The organism is Escherichia sp. WS547 (genome assembly GCF_046486065.1).
Lineage (GTDB): Bacteria > Pseudomonadota > Gammaproteobacteria > Enterobacterales > Enterobacteriaceae > Escherichia > Escherichia coli.
Map to the genome: position 1 here is coordinate 68,065 of NZ_JBJQMA010000002.1, position 14,657 is coordinate 82,721.

A 14,657-nucleotide genomic window follows, 5' to 3' on the forward strand; every position below is an offset into this window, starting at 1 on the left:
TCTTATCAGAGTGAACTATGTTTGGTAACTTAGGACAGGCAAAAAAATATCTCGGCCAGGCGGCGAAGATGTTGATTGGCATTCCAGACTACGACAACTACGTCGAGCATATGAAGACCAACCATCCCGACAAGCCGTACATGAGCTATGAAGAATTCTTCCGCGAACGCCAGAACGCACGCTACGGCGGCGATGGTAAAGGCGGTATGCGCTGTTGTTAATGGAGAGAGCATGAACCCGATTGCAGTTACCCTACTCACCGGTTTTTTAGGCGCGGGCAAAACCACCCTGCTGCGCCATATTCTTAACGAACAACACGGCTACAAGATTGCCGTGATTGAAAACGAATTCGGCGAAGTCTCCGTTGATGATCAACTGATTGGCGACCGCGCCACGCAGATCAAAACGCTGACCAACGGCTGCATCTGCTGTTCGCGCTCCAACGAGCTGGAAGACGCACTACTCGACCTGCTGGATAATCTCGACAAGGGCAATATTCAGTTCGACCGTCTGGTCATTGAATGCACCGGCATGGCCGATCCCGGCCCGATTATTCAGACCTTTTTCTCCCATGAGATTTTATGCCAGCGCTACCTGCTGGACGGCGTGATTGCGCTGGTGGATGCGGTACATGCCGATGAGCAGATGAACCAGTTCACCATCGCCCAGTCCCAGGTTGGCTACGCCGACCGTATTCTGCTGACGAAAACCGACGTCGCAGGCGAAGCAGAGAAACTGCGTGAACGCCTGGCGCGCATCAACGCCCGCGCACCGGTCTACACCGTTACCCACGGCGATATCGACCTGGGCCTTCTGTTCAACACCAACGGTTTTATGCTGGAAGAAAACGTCGTCAGCACCAAACCGCGTTTCCACTTTATCGCGGACAAACAAAACGATATTTCGTCGATTGTGGTGGAACTGGATTACCCGGTAGATATCAGCGAAGTTTCCCGGGTGATGGAAAACCTGCTGCTGGAGTCGGCGGATAAACTACTGCGTTACAAAGGGATGCTATGGATTGACGGCGAACCTAACCGCCTGCTATTCCAGGGCGTCCAACGCCTCTACAGCGCCGACTGGGACCGCCCGTGGGGCGATGAAAAACCGCATAGCACGATGGTGTTTATCGGGATTCAGTTGCCGGAGGAAGAGATTCGGGCAGCGTTTGCGGGGTTGAGGAAGTAATTTTGGATGATGGCCGCCATGTGGCGGCCTGAATTATTTTTTGTTCTGATCGCGCAGCATCGCTTCACGTAAAATTGCGTTCAGGCGAGTTTGATAGCCTTTACCTGGTCGCTTCAACCATTCCATCACATCAGCATCAATACGCACCGAAGCCTGAGTTTTCAATGGCCGATAAAACTTACCGCGTTCGGCGTTAGACCATTGCTCATCGCTGGAAGGTGGGATATCACTGTAATCAATATCTTCGTCGGATTTATTCGCCAGCGCCTTCAGTTCGGCCTCATGCTGCACATCGAGTGTAGAGGAGGTCCCTCGTTTATGTTTAACCATGCTCATAGCGATTCCTCTCTTTACGATCTGCTTTTCGTGCACTGATGATTCGAATAATTTCATTTCCGCTTTCGAAACGGATGGTATGCGCAACCAGAATAACCACGATGCCGTAAACCAGGCCGATTGTCTGCCAGCGATACTCACCGTTTTCTATGCGTTCTTGCTGTGACAAATGTTGTGGATCATCAAACAATAACACCGCATCTTCAAAGCGGATGCCATGTTTCACCCGATTACTTTTGGCCTTGTTTTCATCCCATTCAAACTCCATTGGCATAATTGCCATCCCTAATTGTATATACAAAAATGTATCTACAATTATTCTGCAATTATAGCGTTGATGTTGGAAATAGCATCACGTTTCGAATAATCAACCATGAAATTGACAATGAGTAAGTTGGACTTGATTCATCCAATAGAATTTCTCGCCTGACATGGCACACTAAACACCTCGCTGTCGGGTAATGACTCCAACTTACTGATAGTGTTTTATGTTCAGATAATGCCCGATGACCTTGTCATGCAGCTCCACCGATTTTGAGAACGACAGTGACTTCCGTCCCAGCCTTGCCAGATGTTGTCTCAGATTCAGATTATGTCGCTCAATGCGCTGAGTGTAACGCTTGCTGATAACGTGCAGCTTTCCCTTCAGGCGTGATTCATACAGCGGCCAGCCATCCGTCATCTATACCACGACCTCAAAGGCCGACAGCAGGCTCAGAAGACGTTCCAGTGTGGCCAGAGTGCGTTCACCGAAGACGTGCGCCACAACCGTCCTCCGTATCCTGTCATACGCGTAAAACAGCCAGCGCTGACGTGATTTAGCACCGACGTAGCCCCACTGTTCGTCCATTTCAGCGCAGACAATCACATCACTGCCCGGTTGTATGCGCGAGGTTACCGACTGCGGCCTGAGTTTTTTAAGTGACGTAAAACCGTGTTGAGGCCAACGCCCATAATGCGTGCACTGGCGCGACATCCGACGCCATTCATGGCCATATCAATGATTTTCTGGTGCGTACCGGGCTGAGAGGCGGTGTAAGTGAACTGTAGTTGCCATGTTTTACGGCAATGAGAGCAGAGATAGCGCTGATGTCCGGCAGTGCTTTTGCCGTTACGCACCACGCCTTCAGTAGCGGAGCAGGAAGGACATCTGATGGAAATGGAAGCCACGCAAGCACCTTAAAATCACCATCATACACTAAATCAGTAAGTTGGCAGCATTACCCGGATTCCATAATGATTCCACGCCCCGTTATGACAAATCTGCCGCCGATCTTGCCTGGCAAAGGACACTGAAATGGTTTGATAAATATCTCTCCTGATAGGTTTATCTCTTACGGGATTACGTCTTAAACAAGCATGAAAAAATAGCGTGCGCAAAAGTCGTTCTTTGCCTAAAACATCGCTATATATGGCGATATATAGCGAATAAGGTGAACGATGAATAACCATTTTGGTAAAGGCTTAATGGCGGGATTAAAAGCAACGCATGCCGCCACGCTGTTTTTCCCGATGGCGTTGATTTTGTATGATTTTGCCGCGTACCTGTCGACGGACCTGATTCAGCCGGGGATCATTAATGTGGTCCGTGATTTTAATGCCGATGTCAGTCTGGCCCCGGCAGCCGTCAGTCTCTATCTCGCGGGCGGTATGGCGTTACAGTGGCTGCTGGGGCCGCTTTCCGACAGGATTGGCCGCAGGCCGGTGCTGATTACCGGGGCGCTAATATTTACCCTTGCCTGCGCTGCGACAATGTTCACAACGTCTATGACACAGTTTCTTATCGCGCGTGCAATTCAGGGCACCAGTATCTGTTTTATTGCCACCGTTGGTTATGTCACGGTGCAGGAGGCGTTCGGCCAGACAAAAGGGATCAGGTTGATGGCGATTATCACCTCCATCGTACTGATTGCGCCGATTATCGGCCCGCTTTCCGGCGCAGCTCTGATGCACTTTGTACACTGGAAAGTCCTTTTTGCCATCATTGCGATTATGGGTTTTATCTCATTTGTTGGCTTACTGCTGGCGATGCCAGAGACGGTGAAGCGCGGCGCGGTTTCATTTAGCGCCAAAAGCGTCTTGCGCGATTTTCGTAATGTCTTTTGCAATCGGCAGTTCCTCTTTGGTGCAGCAACCATCTCTTTAAGCTATATCCCAATGATGAGTTGGGTGGCTGTCTCGCCGGTGATCCTGATTGACGCAGGCGGCTTAACGACCTCGCAGTTCGCCTGGACACAGGTTCCGGTGTTCGGCGCGGTGATTGTCGCGAATGCCATCGTGGCGCGTTTCGTTAAAGATCCGACCGAACCGCGCTTTATCTGGCGTGCCGTACCCATTCAACTGGTTGGCCTCGCGCTGTTGATTATCGGCAATCTGCTGTCACCGCACGTATGGCTGTGGTCGGTGCTGGGCACCAGTTTGTATGCTTTCGGGATTGGTTTGATCTTCCCGACCTTATTCCGCTTTACGCTGTTTTCCAATAACTTACCGAAAGGGACCGTCTCCGCATCGCTGAATATGGTGATCCTGATGGTGATGTCTGTCTCGGTCGAAATCGGCCGGTGGCTGTGGTTTAACGGCGGTCGCTTGCCGTTTCATCTGTTAGCCGTCGTGGCGGGCGTTATCGTCGTTTTCACCCTGGCGGGATTGCTTAATCGCGTGCGCCAACATCAGGCTGCCGAGCTGGCAGAGGAGCAGTGATTTTTGCGCGATCCTGCCGTCAGGCTCTATTCTTAACGTTATGAATAAACTCATTGAACTCAGACGCGCCAAAATGTTGGCGCTCTCTTTACTGCTTATCGCCGCTGCTACCTTTGTCGTTACGCTGTTTTTGCCGCCCAATTTTTGGGTGAGCGGCGTGAAGGCGATTGCTGAAGCGGCGATGGTCGGCGCGCTGGCGGACTGGTTTGCGGTGGTGGCGCTGTTTCGCCGCGTGCCGATTCCGATCATTTCTCGCCATACGGCGATTATCCCGCGTAATAAAGACCGGATTGGCGAAAATCTCGGCCAGTTCGTGCAGGAAAAATTTCTTGATACTCAATCCCTGGTGGCATTGATTCGACGCCACGAACCGGCGTTGCTGATTGGCAACTGGTTTAGCCAGCCAGAAAACGCCCGCCGCGTTGGTCAGCATCTGTTGCAGATCATGAGCGGTTTTCTCGAACTTACCGATGATGCGCGTATTCAGCGCCTGCTTAAGCGCGCGGTCCATCGGGCGATTGATAAGGTCGATCTTTCCGGCACCAGTGCGTTGATGCTGGAGAGTATGACCAAAAACGATCGTCATCAGGTGCTGCTGGATACGCTGATCGCACAGTTGATCGCCCTTCTCCAGCGCGATAAATCGCGCAAGTTTATCGCCCAGCAAATTGTTCGCTGGCTGGAGAGCGAGCATCCACTGAAAGCCAAAATTCTCCCCACCGAATGGTTGGGCGAACATAGCGCGGAGTTGGTTTCTGACGCGGTGAATTCTTTGCTTGATGATATTAGTCGCGATCGTGCGCATCAGATCCGCCATGCGTTTGATCGCGCCACCTTCGCCCTGATCGACAAGCTGAAAAACGATCCGGAAATGGCAGCGCGAGCCGATGCCGTAAAAAGCTATCTGAAAGAAGATGAAGCTTTTAATCGCTATCTCAGTGAATTGTGGGGGGATTTACGGGAATGGCTGAAAGTGGATATCAACAGTGAAGATTCTCGTGTGAAAGAACGCATCGCACGAGCGGGTCAATGGTTTGGCGAAACGTTAATTGCCGATGATGCCTTGCGGGCGTCGTTAAATGGTCATCTTGAACAAGCCGCGCACCGCGTCGCGCCTGAGTTTTCCGCATTCCTGACGCGCCACATCAGCGATACGGTAAAAAGCTGGGATGCGCGGGATATGTCGCGGCAAATAGAGTTAAATATCGGCAAAGATCTGCAGTTTATTCGTGTCAACGGTACGCTGGTTGGCGGTTGTATTGGGCTAATTTTATATTTGCTGTCGCAGCTCCCGGCCTTGTTCCCCCTCGGCAATTTTTAGAAATCCATGAAAAACTAAGTGGCTAACCGCGAGAGAGATCAAATAAACCATACTAAAAGAATGGTAATAATGTGGCCTCTTTTCATTATCTCCCGTGGTACGGGGAAGGAAAATCATGTCACTTGTCACCGATCTACCCGCCATTTTCGATCAGTTCTCTGAAGCTCGCCAGACAGGCTTTCTCACCGTCATGGATCTCAAGGAGCGCGGCATTCCGCTGGTTGGCACTTACTGCACCTTTATGCCGCAAGAGATCCCGATGGCAGCCGGTGCGGTTGTGGTTTCGCTCTGTTCCACCTCTGATGAAACCATTGAAGAAGCGGAGAAAGATCTGCCGCGCAACCTCTGCCCGCTGATTAAAAGCAGCTACGGCTTCGGCAAAACCGATAAATGCCCCTACTTCTACTTTTCGGATCTGGTGGTCGGTGAAACCACCTGCGACGGCAAAAAGAAAATGTATGAATACATGGCGGAGTTTAAGCCTGTTCATGTGATGCAATTGCCCAACAGCGTTAAGGACGATGCCTCGCGTGCGTTATGGAAAGCCGAGATGCTGCGCTTGCAAAAAACGGTAGAAGAACGTTTTGGGCACGAGATTAGCGAAGATGCTCTGCGCGATGCCATTGCGCTGAAAAACCGCGAACGTCGCGCACTGGCTAATTTTTATCATCTTGGGCAGTTAAATCCTCCGGCGCTTAGCGGCAGCGACATTCTGAAAGTGGTTTACGGCGCAACCTTCCGGTTCGATAAAGAGGCGTTGATCAATGAACTGGATGCAATGACCGCCCGCGTTCGTCAGCAGTGGGAAGAAGGCCAGCGACTGGACCCGCGTCCGCGCATTTTAATCACCGGCTGCCCGATTGGCGGCGCAGCAGAAAAAGTGGTGCGCGCGATTGAAGAGAATGGCGGCTGGGTTGTCGGTTATGAAAACTGCACCGGGGCGAAAGCGACCGAGCAATGCGTGGCAGAAACGGGCGATGTCTACGACGCGCTGGCGGATAAATATCTGGCGATTGGCTGCTCCTGTGTTTCGCCGAACGATCAGCGCCTGAAAATGCTCAGCCAGATGGTGGAGGAATATCAGGTCGATGGCGTAGTTGATGTGATTTTGCAGGCGTGCCATACCTACGCGGTGGAATCGCTGGCGATTAAACGTCATGTGCGCCAGCAGCACAACATTCCTTATATCGCTATTGAAACAGACTACTCCACCTCGGATGTCGGGCAGCTCAGTACCCGTGTCGCGGCCTTTATTGAGATGCTGTAAGGAGTGGCAGTGGCATATTCGATTGGCATTGATTCCGGCTCAACCGCCACCAAAGGGATCTTACTGGCAGACGGCGTGATTACGCGCCGTTTCCTCGTTCCAACACCCTTTCGCCCGGCAACAGCAATTACTGAAGCCTGGGAAACTCTGCGCGAAGGGTTAGAAACAACGCCGTTTCTGACGCTCACCGGCTACGGACGGCAACTGGTGGATTTTGCCGATAAACAGGTGACGGAAATCTCCTGTCACGGGCTGGGCGCACGGTTTCTTGCGCCAGCAACGCGCGCAGTAATCGACATCGGTGGTCAGGACAGCAAAGTGATTCAGCTTGATGATGACGGTAACCTGTGCGATTTCCTGATGAATGACAAATGCGCGGCGGGCACCGGGCGTTTCCTGGAGGTGATCTCGCGCACGCTTGGCACCAACGTCGAACAGCTCGACAGCATTACCGAAAATGTCACGCCGCACGCCATCACGAGTATGTGCACAGTATTTGCCGAATCAGAAGTGATCAGCCTGCGCTCAGCGGGCGTCGCGCCAGAAGCGATTCTCGCCGGAGTGATTAACGCGATGGCGCGGCGGAGTGCCAATTTCATTGCTCGTCTCTCCTGTGAAGCGCCGATTCTGTTTACTGGTGGCGTTAGCCACTGTCAAAGGTTTACCCACATGCTGGAAAGCCATCTGGGAATGCCGGTACAAACTCACCCTGATGCGCAATTCGCTGGTGCAATTGGCGCGGCGGTGATCGGTCAGCGGCAGAGAAAACGCGCATGAAAGAGTATCTATTTTTATTTCACTCCACGGTCGGCGTCATACAAACCCGCAAGGCGTTGCAGGCAGCGGGCATGACTTTTCGCGTCAGCGATATTCCCCGTGATTTACGCGGCGGCTGCGGGTTATGCATTTGGCTGACCTGTCCGCCTGGCGAGGAAATTCAATGGGTGATCCCTGGGCATACGGAATCAGTTTATTGTCAGCAGGATGGTGGCTGGCGCTGCATTGCACATTACGGGATTTCTCCGCGTTAAGGATTCATTAAGATCGCTACGTATACTTCTCGATATCTTATTGATTTGCCTTAAAGGGATTACCGTGACAAAAAGTATTTCGTTAAGTAAACGCATCTTCGTTATTGTGATTCTTTTTGTCATTGTGGCAGTGTGTACTTTCTTCGTGCAATCTTGCGCCCGTAAAAGCAATCATGCAGCATCATTTCAGAATTACCACGCCACCATTGACGGCAAAGAAATTGCAGGCATAACGAATAATATCTCTTCGCTGACCTGGTCGGCACAAAGCAATACTCTTTTTAGCACTATCAACAAACCTGCCGCCATTGTTGAAATGACCACCAATGGTGATTTGATCCGCACAATTCCTCTGGATTTTGTTAAGGATCTCGAGACGATCGAATACATTGGCGATAATCAGTTTGTCATTAGCGATGAGCGCGATTATGCCATTTATGTGATTTCACTGACCCCAAACTCGGAAGTAAAAATCCTCAAAAAAATAAAAATCCCGCTGCAGGAATCCCCAACCAATTGCGGTTTTGAAGGATTGGCCTATTCTCGCCAGGATCACACTTTCTGGTTTTTTAAAGAGAAAAACCCGATTGAGGTCTACAAAGTTAACGGGCTATTAAGTAGCAATGAATTGCACATCAGCAAAGACAAGGCACTACAACGGCAATTTACTTTAGATGATGTGTCCGGCGCAGAATTTAACCAACAAAAAAATACGCTTCTGGTGCTGTCTCATGAATCTCGCGCACTCCAGGAAGTAACGCTGGTTGGCGAGGTTATCGGTGAAATGTCACTAACCAAAGGCAGTCGAGGTTTGTCGCATAACATCAAACAGGCCGAAGGGGTTGCGATGGATGCCTCTGGTAATATTTATATCGTTAGCGAACCAAATCGTTTTTATCGCTTTACCCCTCAATCATCGCATTAACAGGCTGGCATGCTTCACCTTTTTGTTATTAACTTGTTAACAACAAAAATGACAAACAAGGTTAAACATGCCTTCGTCCACGCATCCCGTAGAACGCTTTTCTTTCAGCACCGCGCTTTTCGGGATGCTGGTTCTGACCTTAGGTATGGGTTTAGGCCGCTTCCTTTATACGCCTATGTTGCCCGTCATGATGGCGGAAGGATCGTTTTCATTTAGCCAGCTCTCGTGGATTGCCAGCGGCAACTATGCGGGGTATCTGGCTGGCAGTCTGCTATTTTCTTTTGGCGCATTTCACCAGCCATCGCGCCTGCGCCCATTTCTGTTGGCTTCTGCCCTGGCGAGCGGGTTGTTGATCCTCGCAATGGCATGGTTGCCGCCATTTATTCTGGTGTTATTGATTCGCGTCCTGGCGGGTGTCGCCAGCGCCGGTATGCTGATTTTTGGTTCGACGCTGATTATGCAGCACACGCGCCATCCTTTTGTGCTGGCAGCTTTGTTTTCTGGCGTTGGCATTGGCATCGCACTGGGCAATGAATATGTTCTGGCAGGCCTGCATTTTGACCTCTCCTCGCAAACGTTATGGCAAGGCGCCGGGGCGCTTTCTGGCATGATGCTGATTGCACTTACGCTTTTAATGCCCTCGAAAAAACACGCCATCACACCAATGCCATTGGCAAAAACGGAGCAACAGATAATGAGCTGGTGGTTACTGGCTATTCTGTACGGCCTGGCGGGATTTGGTTATATCATCGTCGCGACTTACCTGCCGCTCATGGCGAAAGATGCAGGCTCACCATTGTTAACCGCCCATCTCTGGACGTTAGTCGGCTTATCAATTGTGCCTGGTTGCTTTGGCTGGCTATGGGCAGCAAAACGTTGGGGGGCTTTGCCCTGCCTGACGGCGAATTTGCTGGTGCAGGCTATCTGTGTGCTGCTTACTCTCGCCAGCGACTCGCCTCTCTTGCTTATCATCAGCAGTCTTGGTTTTGGCGGTACCTTTATGGGCACGACATCTCTGGTGATGACTATCGCCCGCCAACTGAGCGTACCGGGAAATCTCAATCTTTTAGGCTTTGTGACGCTCATTTACGGCATTGGGCAAATCCTCGGCCCGGCGCTGACCAGTATGCTCGGCAATGGAACATCGGCGCTTGCCAGCGCCACTCTCTGCGGCGCGGCGGCGTTGTTTATTGCTGCGCTTATCAGCACAGTGCAATTATTTAAGCTACAAGTGGTCACTTCATGAGGGAAGTTTCCCTTACCACTCAAGAAACTCAACCGCAACCGTTGATGTCAGCCAGACCCCGTTTTCCGCTTGCCAGAAAGGGAGGCCTCGTTTCGCCATTTCCTGTGCTTTGACGGTTAAAATAACCGGCGATCCGTGTCTTGCTCCCACTTTGCGTGCCGTTGCTTCATCAGCAGAGAGATGTACGTAGTGACGCTCACCTGCAATCAGCCCCTGTTTTTTTATCTCGTCAAGGAAACGGCTTGCCGTACCGTGGTAGAGAAACTGTGGCGGTGTTTTTTCGGCAAAGGAAATAGCGACCTGCGAAGTCGAATGCCCCTGAACCGCGCGGATGCACCTACCATCACTGGAATAACTAAAACGCTTTTTATCGCTGGTGGCAACCACAGTATCCAGCAATGCACGGGTTAACCGCTTGCCCGCTTTTTGGGCACAAAGTATGAGCTTATCGATATCCGCCCATCCTTCACGGTCCAGTACGATACCAATCGCCTCCGGTTTGTGTCGGAGGACAAAACTTAAAAACTTGCTCGTATCCGCCAGCTCTTTTTCGTTGTACTTTGCCATCGCGTTTTCGTCCCTGGATTATCTGTTTTTTATTTACTATGTCATTGTCACTGGGTTTATGAATTTTCTGCAACTCAATCCTGCGTAGAACCTTTTCCACACAGCGTAATTTTACCGCTATGCAAAAAACGCATAGTCAGAAACATACTTGCATTTTCCCCATACCCACATGGCTGATAAGGTTTTTCAGCTCCAGGAATTTTCCTGGCTCAAGCAACACACAAACACAAAAAAACAATGGGGATTGTTATGACACAACAAGGGGATGCTGTAGCCGGGGAGCTGGCGACAGAAAAAGTGGGCATTAAAGGGTATCTGGCTTTTTTTCTCACCATAATCTTTTTTTCCGGTGTTTTTTCCGGGACAGACAGTTGGTGGCGCGTTTTTGATTTTTCCGTTCTGAACGGATCGTTTGGGCAACTGCCTGGTGCGAACGGAGCCACCACCTCGTTTCGCGGCGCGGGTGGCGCGGGGGCTAAAGATGGCTTTCTCTTTGCGCTGGAGCTGGCACCGTCAGTCATTCTCTCTCTGGGGATTATTTCAATTACCGATGGTCTTGGCGGATTACGCGCCGCGCAGCAGTTAATGACGCCAGTGCTAAAACCGTTGTTGGGCATTCCAGGGATCTGCTCGCTGGCGCTGATCGCTAACCTGCAAAACACCGATGCCGCCGCAGGTATGACCAAAGAGCTGGCGCAGGAAGGTGAAATTACCGAACGCGATAAAGTGATTTTCGCCGCATATCAAACCAGCGGTAGCGCCATTATCACCAACTACTTCTCTTCCGGCGTCGCGGTGTTTGCCTTTCTGGGCACGTCCGTAATCGTACCTTTAGCAGTCATCCTGGTGTTTAAATTTGTCGGAGCCAACATTTTGCGCGTCTGGCTTAACTTCGAAGAACGTCGCAACCCAACGCAAGGAGCGCAAGCATGACAACTCAGGTCCGCAAAAACGTCATGGATATGTTTATCGATGGTGCGCGCCGTGGCTTTACTATCGCCACGACCAACCTGCTGCCAAACGTGGTGATGGCGTTTGTCATCATTCAGGCGCTGAAAATTACCGGCCTGCTCGACTGGGTGGGGCATATCTGTGAACCCGTAATGGCGCTGTGGGGATTACCCGGTGAAGCGGCAACCGTCCTTTTAGCCGCATTAATGAGTATGGGTGGCGCAGTCGGTGTTGCCGCCAGTCTGGCAACCGCTGGCGCATTAACCGGTCACGATGTCACCGTTTTACTGCCCGCGATGTATTTAATGGGCAACCCGGTGCAAAATGTCGGTCGCTGCCTGGGGACAGCCGAAGTGAATGCCAAATATTACCCGCATATCATTACGGTCTGCGTGATTAACGCATTGCTGTCGATCTGGGTTATGCAGCTTATTGTTTAACAAGGAGTTACCATGATTGATTATACCGCAGCCGGTTTTACCCTGCTGCAGGGAGCGCATTTGTATGCGCCGGAAGATCGGGGAATTTGCGATGTCCTCGTCGCTAACGGCAAAATTATCGCCGTTGCCAGTAATATCCCTTCTGACATTGTACCGGACTGCACGGTTGTCGATCTCAGCGGGCAGATCCTCTGCCCAGGTTTTATTGATCAACACGTCCATTTGATTGGCGGTGGCGGCGAAGCAGGTCCCACGACGCGCACGCCGGAAGTGGCGTTAAGTCGTCTGACGGAAGCAGGCGTCACGTCAGTGGTTGGTCTGCTGGGCACCGACTCTATCTCTCGCCACCCGGAATCCCTGCTCGCCAAGACCCGTGCGCTCAATGAAGAAGGCATCAGCGCCTGGATGCTGACCGGCGCTTATCATGTCCCTTCCCGCACTATTACGGGTTCCGTGGAAAAAGACGTGGCGATTATCGATCGCGTGATTGGCGTGAAATGCGCCATCTCTGATCACCGTTCTGCCGCACCGGACGTTTATCACCTGGCTAATATGGCGGCGGAATCCCGCGTTGGCGGTTTGCTCGGCGGTAAACCTGGCGTCACCGTGTTCCACATGGGCGACAGCAAAAAGGCGTTACAGCCTGTCTATGACCTGCTGGAAAACTGCGATGTGCCGATTAGCAAGTTGCTGCCGACCCACGTTAACCGCAACGTTCCGTTGTTTGAGCAGGCGCTGGAGTTCGCGCGCAAAGGCGGCACCATCGATATCACCAGCAGCATTGACGAACCAGTCGCCCCTGCCGAAGGTATTGCCCGCGCCGTTCAGGCGGGTATTCCGCTGGCACGCGTCACCCTCAGCTCCGACGGCAACGGTAGCCAGCCGTTCTTCGATGACGAAGGGAATTTAACCCATATCGGTGTTGCCGGTTTTGAAACGTTGCTGGAAACCGTGCAGGTGCTGGTCAAAGATTATGATTTCAGTATCAGCGATGCCCTGCGCCCGCTCACCAGTAGCGTAGCCGGTTTCCTTAACCTGAGCGGGAAAGGCGAAATTCTGCCAGGCAATGACGCAGACTTACTGGTCATGACGCCAGAATTACGCATTGAGCAGGTATACGCTCGCGGCAAGCTGATGGTCAAAGACGGCAAAGCCTGCGTGAAAGGAACGTTTGAAACGGCATAAACGGTTGTCAGCCGCCCGAATGGACGTAGAATGCCCGCAAGGGCGGCTGACAGAGTAAAACGTAATGGATGACTGTGGTGCGGTTTTGCATAATATTGAAACTAAATGGCTTTATGATTTTCTGACCCTGGAAAAATGCCGCAATTTTTCCCAGGCAGCAGTCAGTCGCAACGTCTCGCAACCGGCATTCAGCCGCCGCATCCGTGCGCTGGAACAGGCGATTGGCGTTGAATTGTTTAACCGCCAGGTGACGCCGCTGCAACTCTCGGAACAAGGTAAAATATTCCATTCGCAGATCCGCCATCTGTTGCAACAGTTAGAGAGCAACCTTGCAGAACTCCGTGGTGGCAGCGATTACGCGCAACGCAAAATTAAAATAGCCGCTGCACACTCTCTTTCCCTCGGGCTGTTACCGTCCATTATCAGCCAGATGCCGCCGCTCTTTACCTGGGCAATTGAAGCTATTGATGTCGATGAAGCGGTCGATAAACTGCGTGAAGGGCAAAGTGACTGTATTTTTTCCTTTCACGACGAAGATTTGCTGGAAGCGCCGTTTGACCACATTCGCTTATTTGAATCTCAATTGTTCCCTGTCTGCGCCAGTGACGAACACGGAGAAGCACTTTTTAACCTCGCGCAGCCACACTTTCCGTTACTGAATTACAGCCGCAACTCCTACATGGGGCGATTGATTAATCGCACCCTGACGCGCCACAGTGAGTTAAGTTTCAGCACCTTTTTTGTCTCTTCGATGAGCGAGCTTTTAAAGCAGGTTGCCCTCGACGGCTGTGGGATTGCCTGGCTGCCGGAGTACGCCATCCAACAAGAAATTCGCAGCGGGCAGCTCGTTGTACTGAATCGGGACGAACTGGTGATCCCGATTCAGGCCTATGCATACCGAATGAATACCCGCATGAATCCAGTTGCCGAACGCTTCTGGCGTGAACTGCGCGAGCTGGAGATTGTACTTAGCTGACATTCTCGAGCGTCGCACTACGCCAACCGCCATTATCCCAGACCAGATCAAACGTTAGCGGTTCATCGTCGTGGTACAGCATTATCTCAAGGCTGATCGCCAGCGTGTGGCTGTACGCTTCTTTCAGATTGACCTGCAACGCCGCAATCCGTGGCTCATGAAATAACAGTGCAGAACGCAGCTGACGGCAATACCAGCTCTGGAGATGTTTGTCGCTCTGGTTATGCACTTGCCACTCGGGCATGCCTGAAACAAGTAATGACGGTAATGCCGAATGAGGAGAATTAAAAAGAGTGAGGAGATCGCTACATATTGATTTACGCAGCGATGACGTTTTATTGCCTGAAATTTCAGGTAAAACAGCCTGACGTGATTGGCGCATCATTTTGCGCACTCCTGACGTTTAGCAACATATGCGGCTTGCCCTGAACACCGGGCACCACTGTATTGATGCTCATTTTCCATAGCCATTCCCTTTTGTTCATTACATCCATGTCAGTCTGAGACAGGCCTGAATCCTGTCA

General features: G+C 51.4%; 18 protein-coding genes and 2 pseudogenes. 14 read left to right on the top strand and 6 right to left on the bottom strand.

The window, feature by feature from the left end:
* The first annotated feature begins 17 nt into the window (after positions 1-17).
* Entirely contained in the window at positions 18-221 is a 204-nt protein-coding gene (locus ACJHWK_RS02130) for a YbdD/YjiX family protein (protein WP_000467859.1), read from the top strand.
* Positions 222-231: 10 nt separating this feature from the next.
* Positions 232-1,188, top strand: a complete 957-nt coding sequence (gene yjiA, locus ACJHWK_RS02135; RefSeq protein ID WP_001297640.1) for a GTPase — start codon at positions 232-234, stop codon at positions 1,186-1,188.
* Between the two features lie 33 nt (positions 1,189-1,221).
* Here yjiA and ACJHWK_RS02140 read toward each other — a convergent pair whose 3' ends face one another.
* The 3 genes and pseudogenes from ACJHWK_RS02140 to ACJHWK_RS02150 all read right to left on the bottom strand — a co-directional run bounded on the left by ACJHWK_RS02140 (position 1,222) and on the right by ACJHWK_RS02150 (position 2,694).
* The gene (locus ACJHWK_RS02140) at positions 1,222-1,524 is read right to left on the bottom strand and encodes a BrnA antitoxin family protein (protein WP_000063156.1); all 303 of its coding nucleotides are present in this window, start codon (positions 1,522-1,524) and stop codon (positions 1,222-1,224) included.
* Entirely contained in the window at positions 1,511-1,798 is a 288-nt protein-coding gene (locus ACJHWK_RS02145; RefSeq protein ID WP_001297643.1) for a BrnT family toxin, read from the bottom strand. The genes ACJHWK_RS02140 and ACJHWK_RS02145 overlap by 14 nt, the downstream gene beginning before the upstream one ends.
* A 198-nt stretch (positions 1,799-1,996) precedes the next feature.
* Positions 1,997-2,694 (bottom strand): annotated as a pseudogene (locus ACJHWK_RS02150) (IS1 family transposase).
* A 56-nt stretch (positions 2,695-2,750) separates the two neighbouring features.
* Here ACJHWK_RS02150 and ACJHWK_RS02155 point away from each other — a divergent pair.
* The 8 genes and pseudogenes from ACJHWK_RS02155 to ACJHWK_RS02190 all read left to right on the top strand — a co-directional run.
* Positions 2,751-2,846, top strand: a pseudogene (locus ACJHWK_RS02155) (dienelactone hydrolase family protein); the annotation flags it as partial.
* Positions 2,847-2,991: 145 nt separating this feature from the next.
* On the top strand, positions 2,992-4,224 hold the full coding sequence (gene mdtM, locus ACJHWK_RS02160) for a multidrug efflux MFS transporter MdtM (RefSeq protein ID WP_001339512.1): 1,233 nt from the start codon (positions 2,992-2,994) through the stop codon (positions 4,222-4,224).
* Between the two features lie 40 nt (positions 4,225-4,264).
* A complete protein-coding gene (locus ACJHWK_RS02165; protein ID WP_001037380.1) occupies positions 4,265-5,545 on the top strand; it encodes a DUF445 domain-containing protein in 1,281 nt (426 codons plus the stop codon).
* A gap of 115 nt (positions 5,546-5,660) precedes the next feature.
* Positions 5,661-6,812 (top strand): double-cubane-cluster-containing anaerobic reductase, encoded by a 1,152-nt coding sequence (locus ACJHWK_RS02170; protein WP_001300012.1) that lies wholly within the window; start codon positions 5,661-5,663, stop codon positions 6,810-6,812.
* A gap of 9 nt (positions 6,813-6,821) precedes the next feature.
* A complete protein-coding gene (yjiL, locus tag ACJHWK_RS02175; protein ID WP_001301175.1) occupies positions 6,822-7,589 on the top strand; it encodes a putative 2-hydroxyacyl-CoA dehydratase activator YjiL in 768 nt (255 codons plus the stop codon).
* On the top strand, positions 7,586-7,843 hold the full coding sequence (locus tag ACJHWK_RS02180) for a DUF3343 domain-containing protein (protein WP_000666413.1): 258 nt from the start codon (positions 7,586-7,588) through the stop codon (positions 7,841-7,843). The genes yjiL and ACJHWK_RS02180 overlap by 4 nt, the downstream gene beginning before the upstream one ends.
* A 64-nt stretch (positions 7,844-7,907) precedes the next feature.
* Positions 7,908-8,768, top strand: a complete 861-nt coding sequence (locus ACJHWK_RS02185; RefSeq protein WP_001300028.1) for an SdiA-regulated domain-containing protein — start codon at positions 7,908-7,910, stop codon at positions 8,766-8,768.
* Between the two features lie 67 nt (positions 8,769-8,835).
* Positions 8,836-10,014 carry an MFS transporter gene (locus ACJHWK_RS02190; protein ID WP_001141219.1) on the top strand — a complete coding sequence of 393 codons (1,179 nt, stop codon included), beginning with the start codon at positions 8,836-8,838 and terminating at the stop codon, positions 10,012-10,014.
* 12 nt (positions 10,015-10,026) lie between these two features.
* Here the strand turns inward: ACJHWK_RS02190 and kptA are convergent, their stop codons facing one another.
* Positions 10,027-10,581, bottom strand: coding sequence for an RNA 2'-phosphotransferase (gene kptA / locus ACJHWK_RS02195; protein WP_001151855.1), 555 nt, complete (start codon positions 10,579-10,581; stop codon positions 10,027-10,029).
* Between the two features lie 249 nt (positions 10,582-10,830).
* On the opposite strand from kptA, the gene ACJHWK_RS02200 reads away from it, so the two are divergent.
* The 4 genes from ACJHWK_RS02200 (at position 10,831) to hypT (ending at position 14,133) form a co-directional block, all read left to right on the top strand.
* Complete coding sequence (locus ACJHWK_RS02200; RefSeq protein ID WP_001295597.1) at positions 10,831-11,514, top strand: nucleoside recognition domain-containing protein; 684 nt, start codon at positions 10,831-10,833, stop codon at positions 11,512-11,514.
* Positions 11,511-11,972 (top strand): YjiG family protein, encoded by a 462-nt coding sequence (locus ACJHWK_RS02205; RefSeq protein WP_000211971.1) that lies wholly within the window; start codon positions 11,511-11,513, stop codon positions 11,970-11,972. Before ACJHWK_RS02200 ends, ACJHWK_RS02205 begins: the two co-directional genes overlap by 4 nt.
* Positions 11,973-11,984: 12 nt before the next feature.
* Positions 11,985-13,157, top strand: coding sequence for a beta-aspartyl-peptidase (gene iadA / locus ACJHWK_RS02210; protein WP_000568416.1), 1,173 nt, complete (start codon positions 11,985-11,987; stop codon positions 13,155-13,157).
* Between the two features lie 64 nt (positions 13,158-13,221).
* Positions 13,222-14,133: a hypochlorite stress DNA-binding transcriptional regulator HypT gene (gene hypT, locus ACJHWK_RS02215; protein WP_000340758.1), complete on the top strand. Its 912-nt coding sequence runs from the start codon at positions 13,222-13,224 to the stop codon at positions 14,131-14,133.
* Here the strand turns inward: hypT and iraD are convergent.
* Both iraD and idlP read right to left on the bottom strand, forming a co-directional pair.
* Positions 14,126-14,518: an anti-adapter protein IraD gene (iraD, locus tag ACJHWK_RS02220; protein WP_001297236.1), complete on the bottom strand. Its 393-nt coding sequence runs from the start codon at positions 14,516-14,518 to the stop codon at positions 14,126-14,128. The two genes, hypT and iraD, sit on opposite strands and share 8 nt — an antisense overlap.
* Positions 14,515-14,598: an iraD leader peptide IdlP gene (idlP, locus tag ACJHWK_RS02225; RefSeq protein WP_120795393.1), complete on the bottom strand. Its 84-nt coding sequence runs from the start codon at positions 14,596-14,598 to the stop codon at positions 14,515-14,517. Before idlP ends, iraD begins: the two co-directional genes overlap by 4 nt.
* Positions 14,599-14,657 lie beyond the last annotated feature (59 nt).

Excerpts from the sequence above, each read along its gene's own strand:
- ACJHWK_RS02130 (WP_000467859.1), top strand. The coding sequence starts at position 18 with ATGTTTGGTAACTTAGGACAGGCAAAAAAATATCTCGGCCAGGCGGCG.
- yjiA (WP_001297640.1), top strand. The coding sequence starts at position 232 with ATGAACCCGATTGCAGTTACCCTACTCACCGGTTTTTTAGGCGCGGGC.
- ACJHWK_RS02140 (WP_000063156.1), bottom strand. The coding sequence starts at position 1,524 with ATGAGCATGGTTAAACATAAACGAGGGACCTCCTCTACACTCGATGTG.
- ACJHWK_RS02145 (WP_001297643.1), bottom strand. The coding sequence starts at position 1,798 with ATGCCAATGGAGTTTGAATGGGATGAAAACAAGGCCAAAAGTAATCGG.
- mdtM (WP_001339512.1), top strand. The coding sequence starts at position 2,992 with ATGGCGGGATTAAAAGCAACGCATGCCGCCACGCTGTTTTTCCCGATG.
- ACJHWK_RS02165 (WP_001037380.1), top strand. The coding sequence starts at position 4,265 with ATGAATAAACTCATTGAACTCAGACGCGCCAAAATGTTGGCGCTCTCT.
- ACJHWK_RS02170 (WP_001300012.1), top strand. The coding sequence starts at position 5,661 with ATGTCACTTGTCACCGATCTACCCGCCATTTTCGATCAGTTCTCTGAA.
- ACJHWK_RS02180 (WP_000666413.1), top strand. The coding sequence starts at position 7,586 with ATGAAAGAGTATCTATTTTTATTTCACTCCACGGTCGGCGTCATACAA.
- ACJHWK_RS02190 (WP_001141219.1), top strand. The coding sequence starts at position 8,836 with ATGCCTTCGTCCACGCATCCCGTAGAACGCTTTTCTTTCAGCACCGCG.
- kptA (WP_001151855.1), bottom strand. The coding sequence starts at position 10,581 with ATGGCAAAGTACAACGAAAAAGAGCTGGCGGATACGAGCAAGTTTTTA.
- ACJHWK_RS02200 (WP_001295597.1), top strand. The coding sequence starts at position 10,831 with ATGACACAACAAGGGGATGCTGTAGCCGGGGAGCTGGCGACAGAAAAA.
- ACJHWK_RS02205 (WP_000211971.1), top strand. The coding sequence starts at position 11,511 with ATGACAACTCAGGTCCGCAAAAACGTCATGGATATGTTTATCGATGGT.
- iadA (WP_000568416.1), top strand. The coding sequence starts at position 11,985 with ATGATTGATTATACCGCAGCCGGTTTTACCCTGCTGCAGGGAGCGCAT.
- hypT (WP_000340758.1), top strand. The coding sequence starts at position 13,222 with ATGGATGACTGTGGTGCGGTTTTGCATAATATTGAAACTAAATGGCTT.
- iraD (WP_001297236.1), bottom strand. The coding sequence starts at position 14,518 with ATGATGCGCCAATCACGTCAGGCTGTTTTACCTGAAATTTCAGGCAAT.
- idlP (WP_120795393.1), bottom strand. The coding sequence starts at position 14,598 with ATGGAAAATGAGCATCAATACAGTGGTGCCCGGTGTTCAGGGCAAGCC.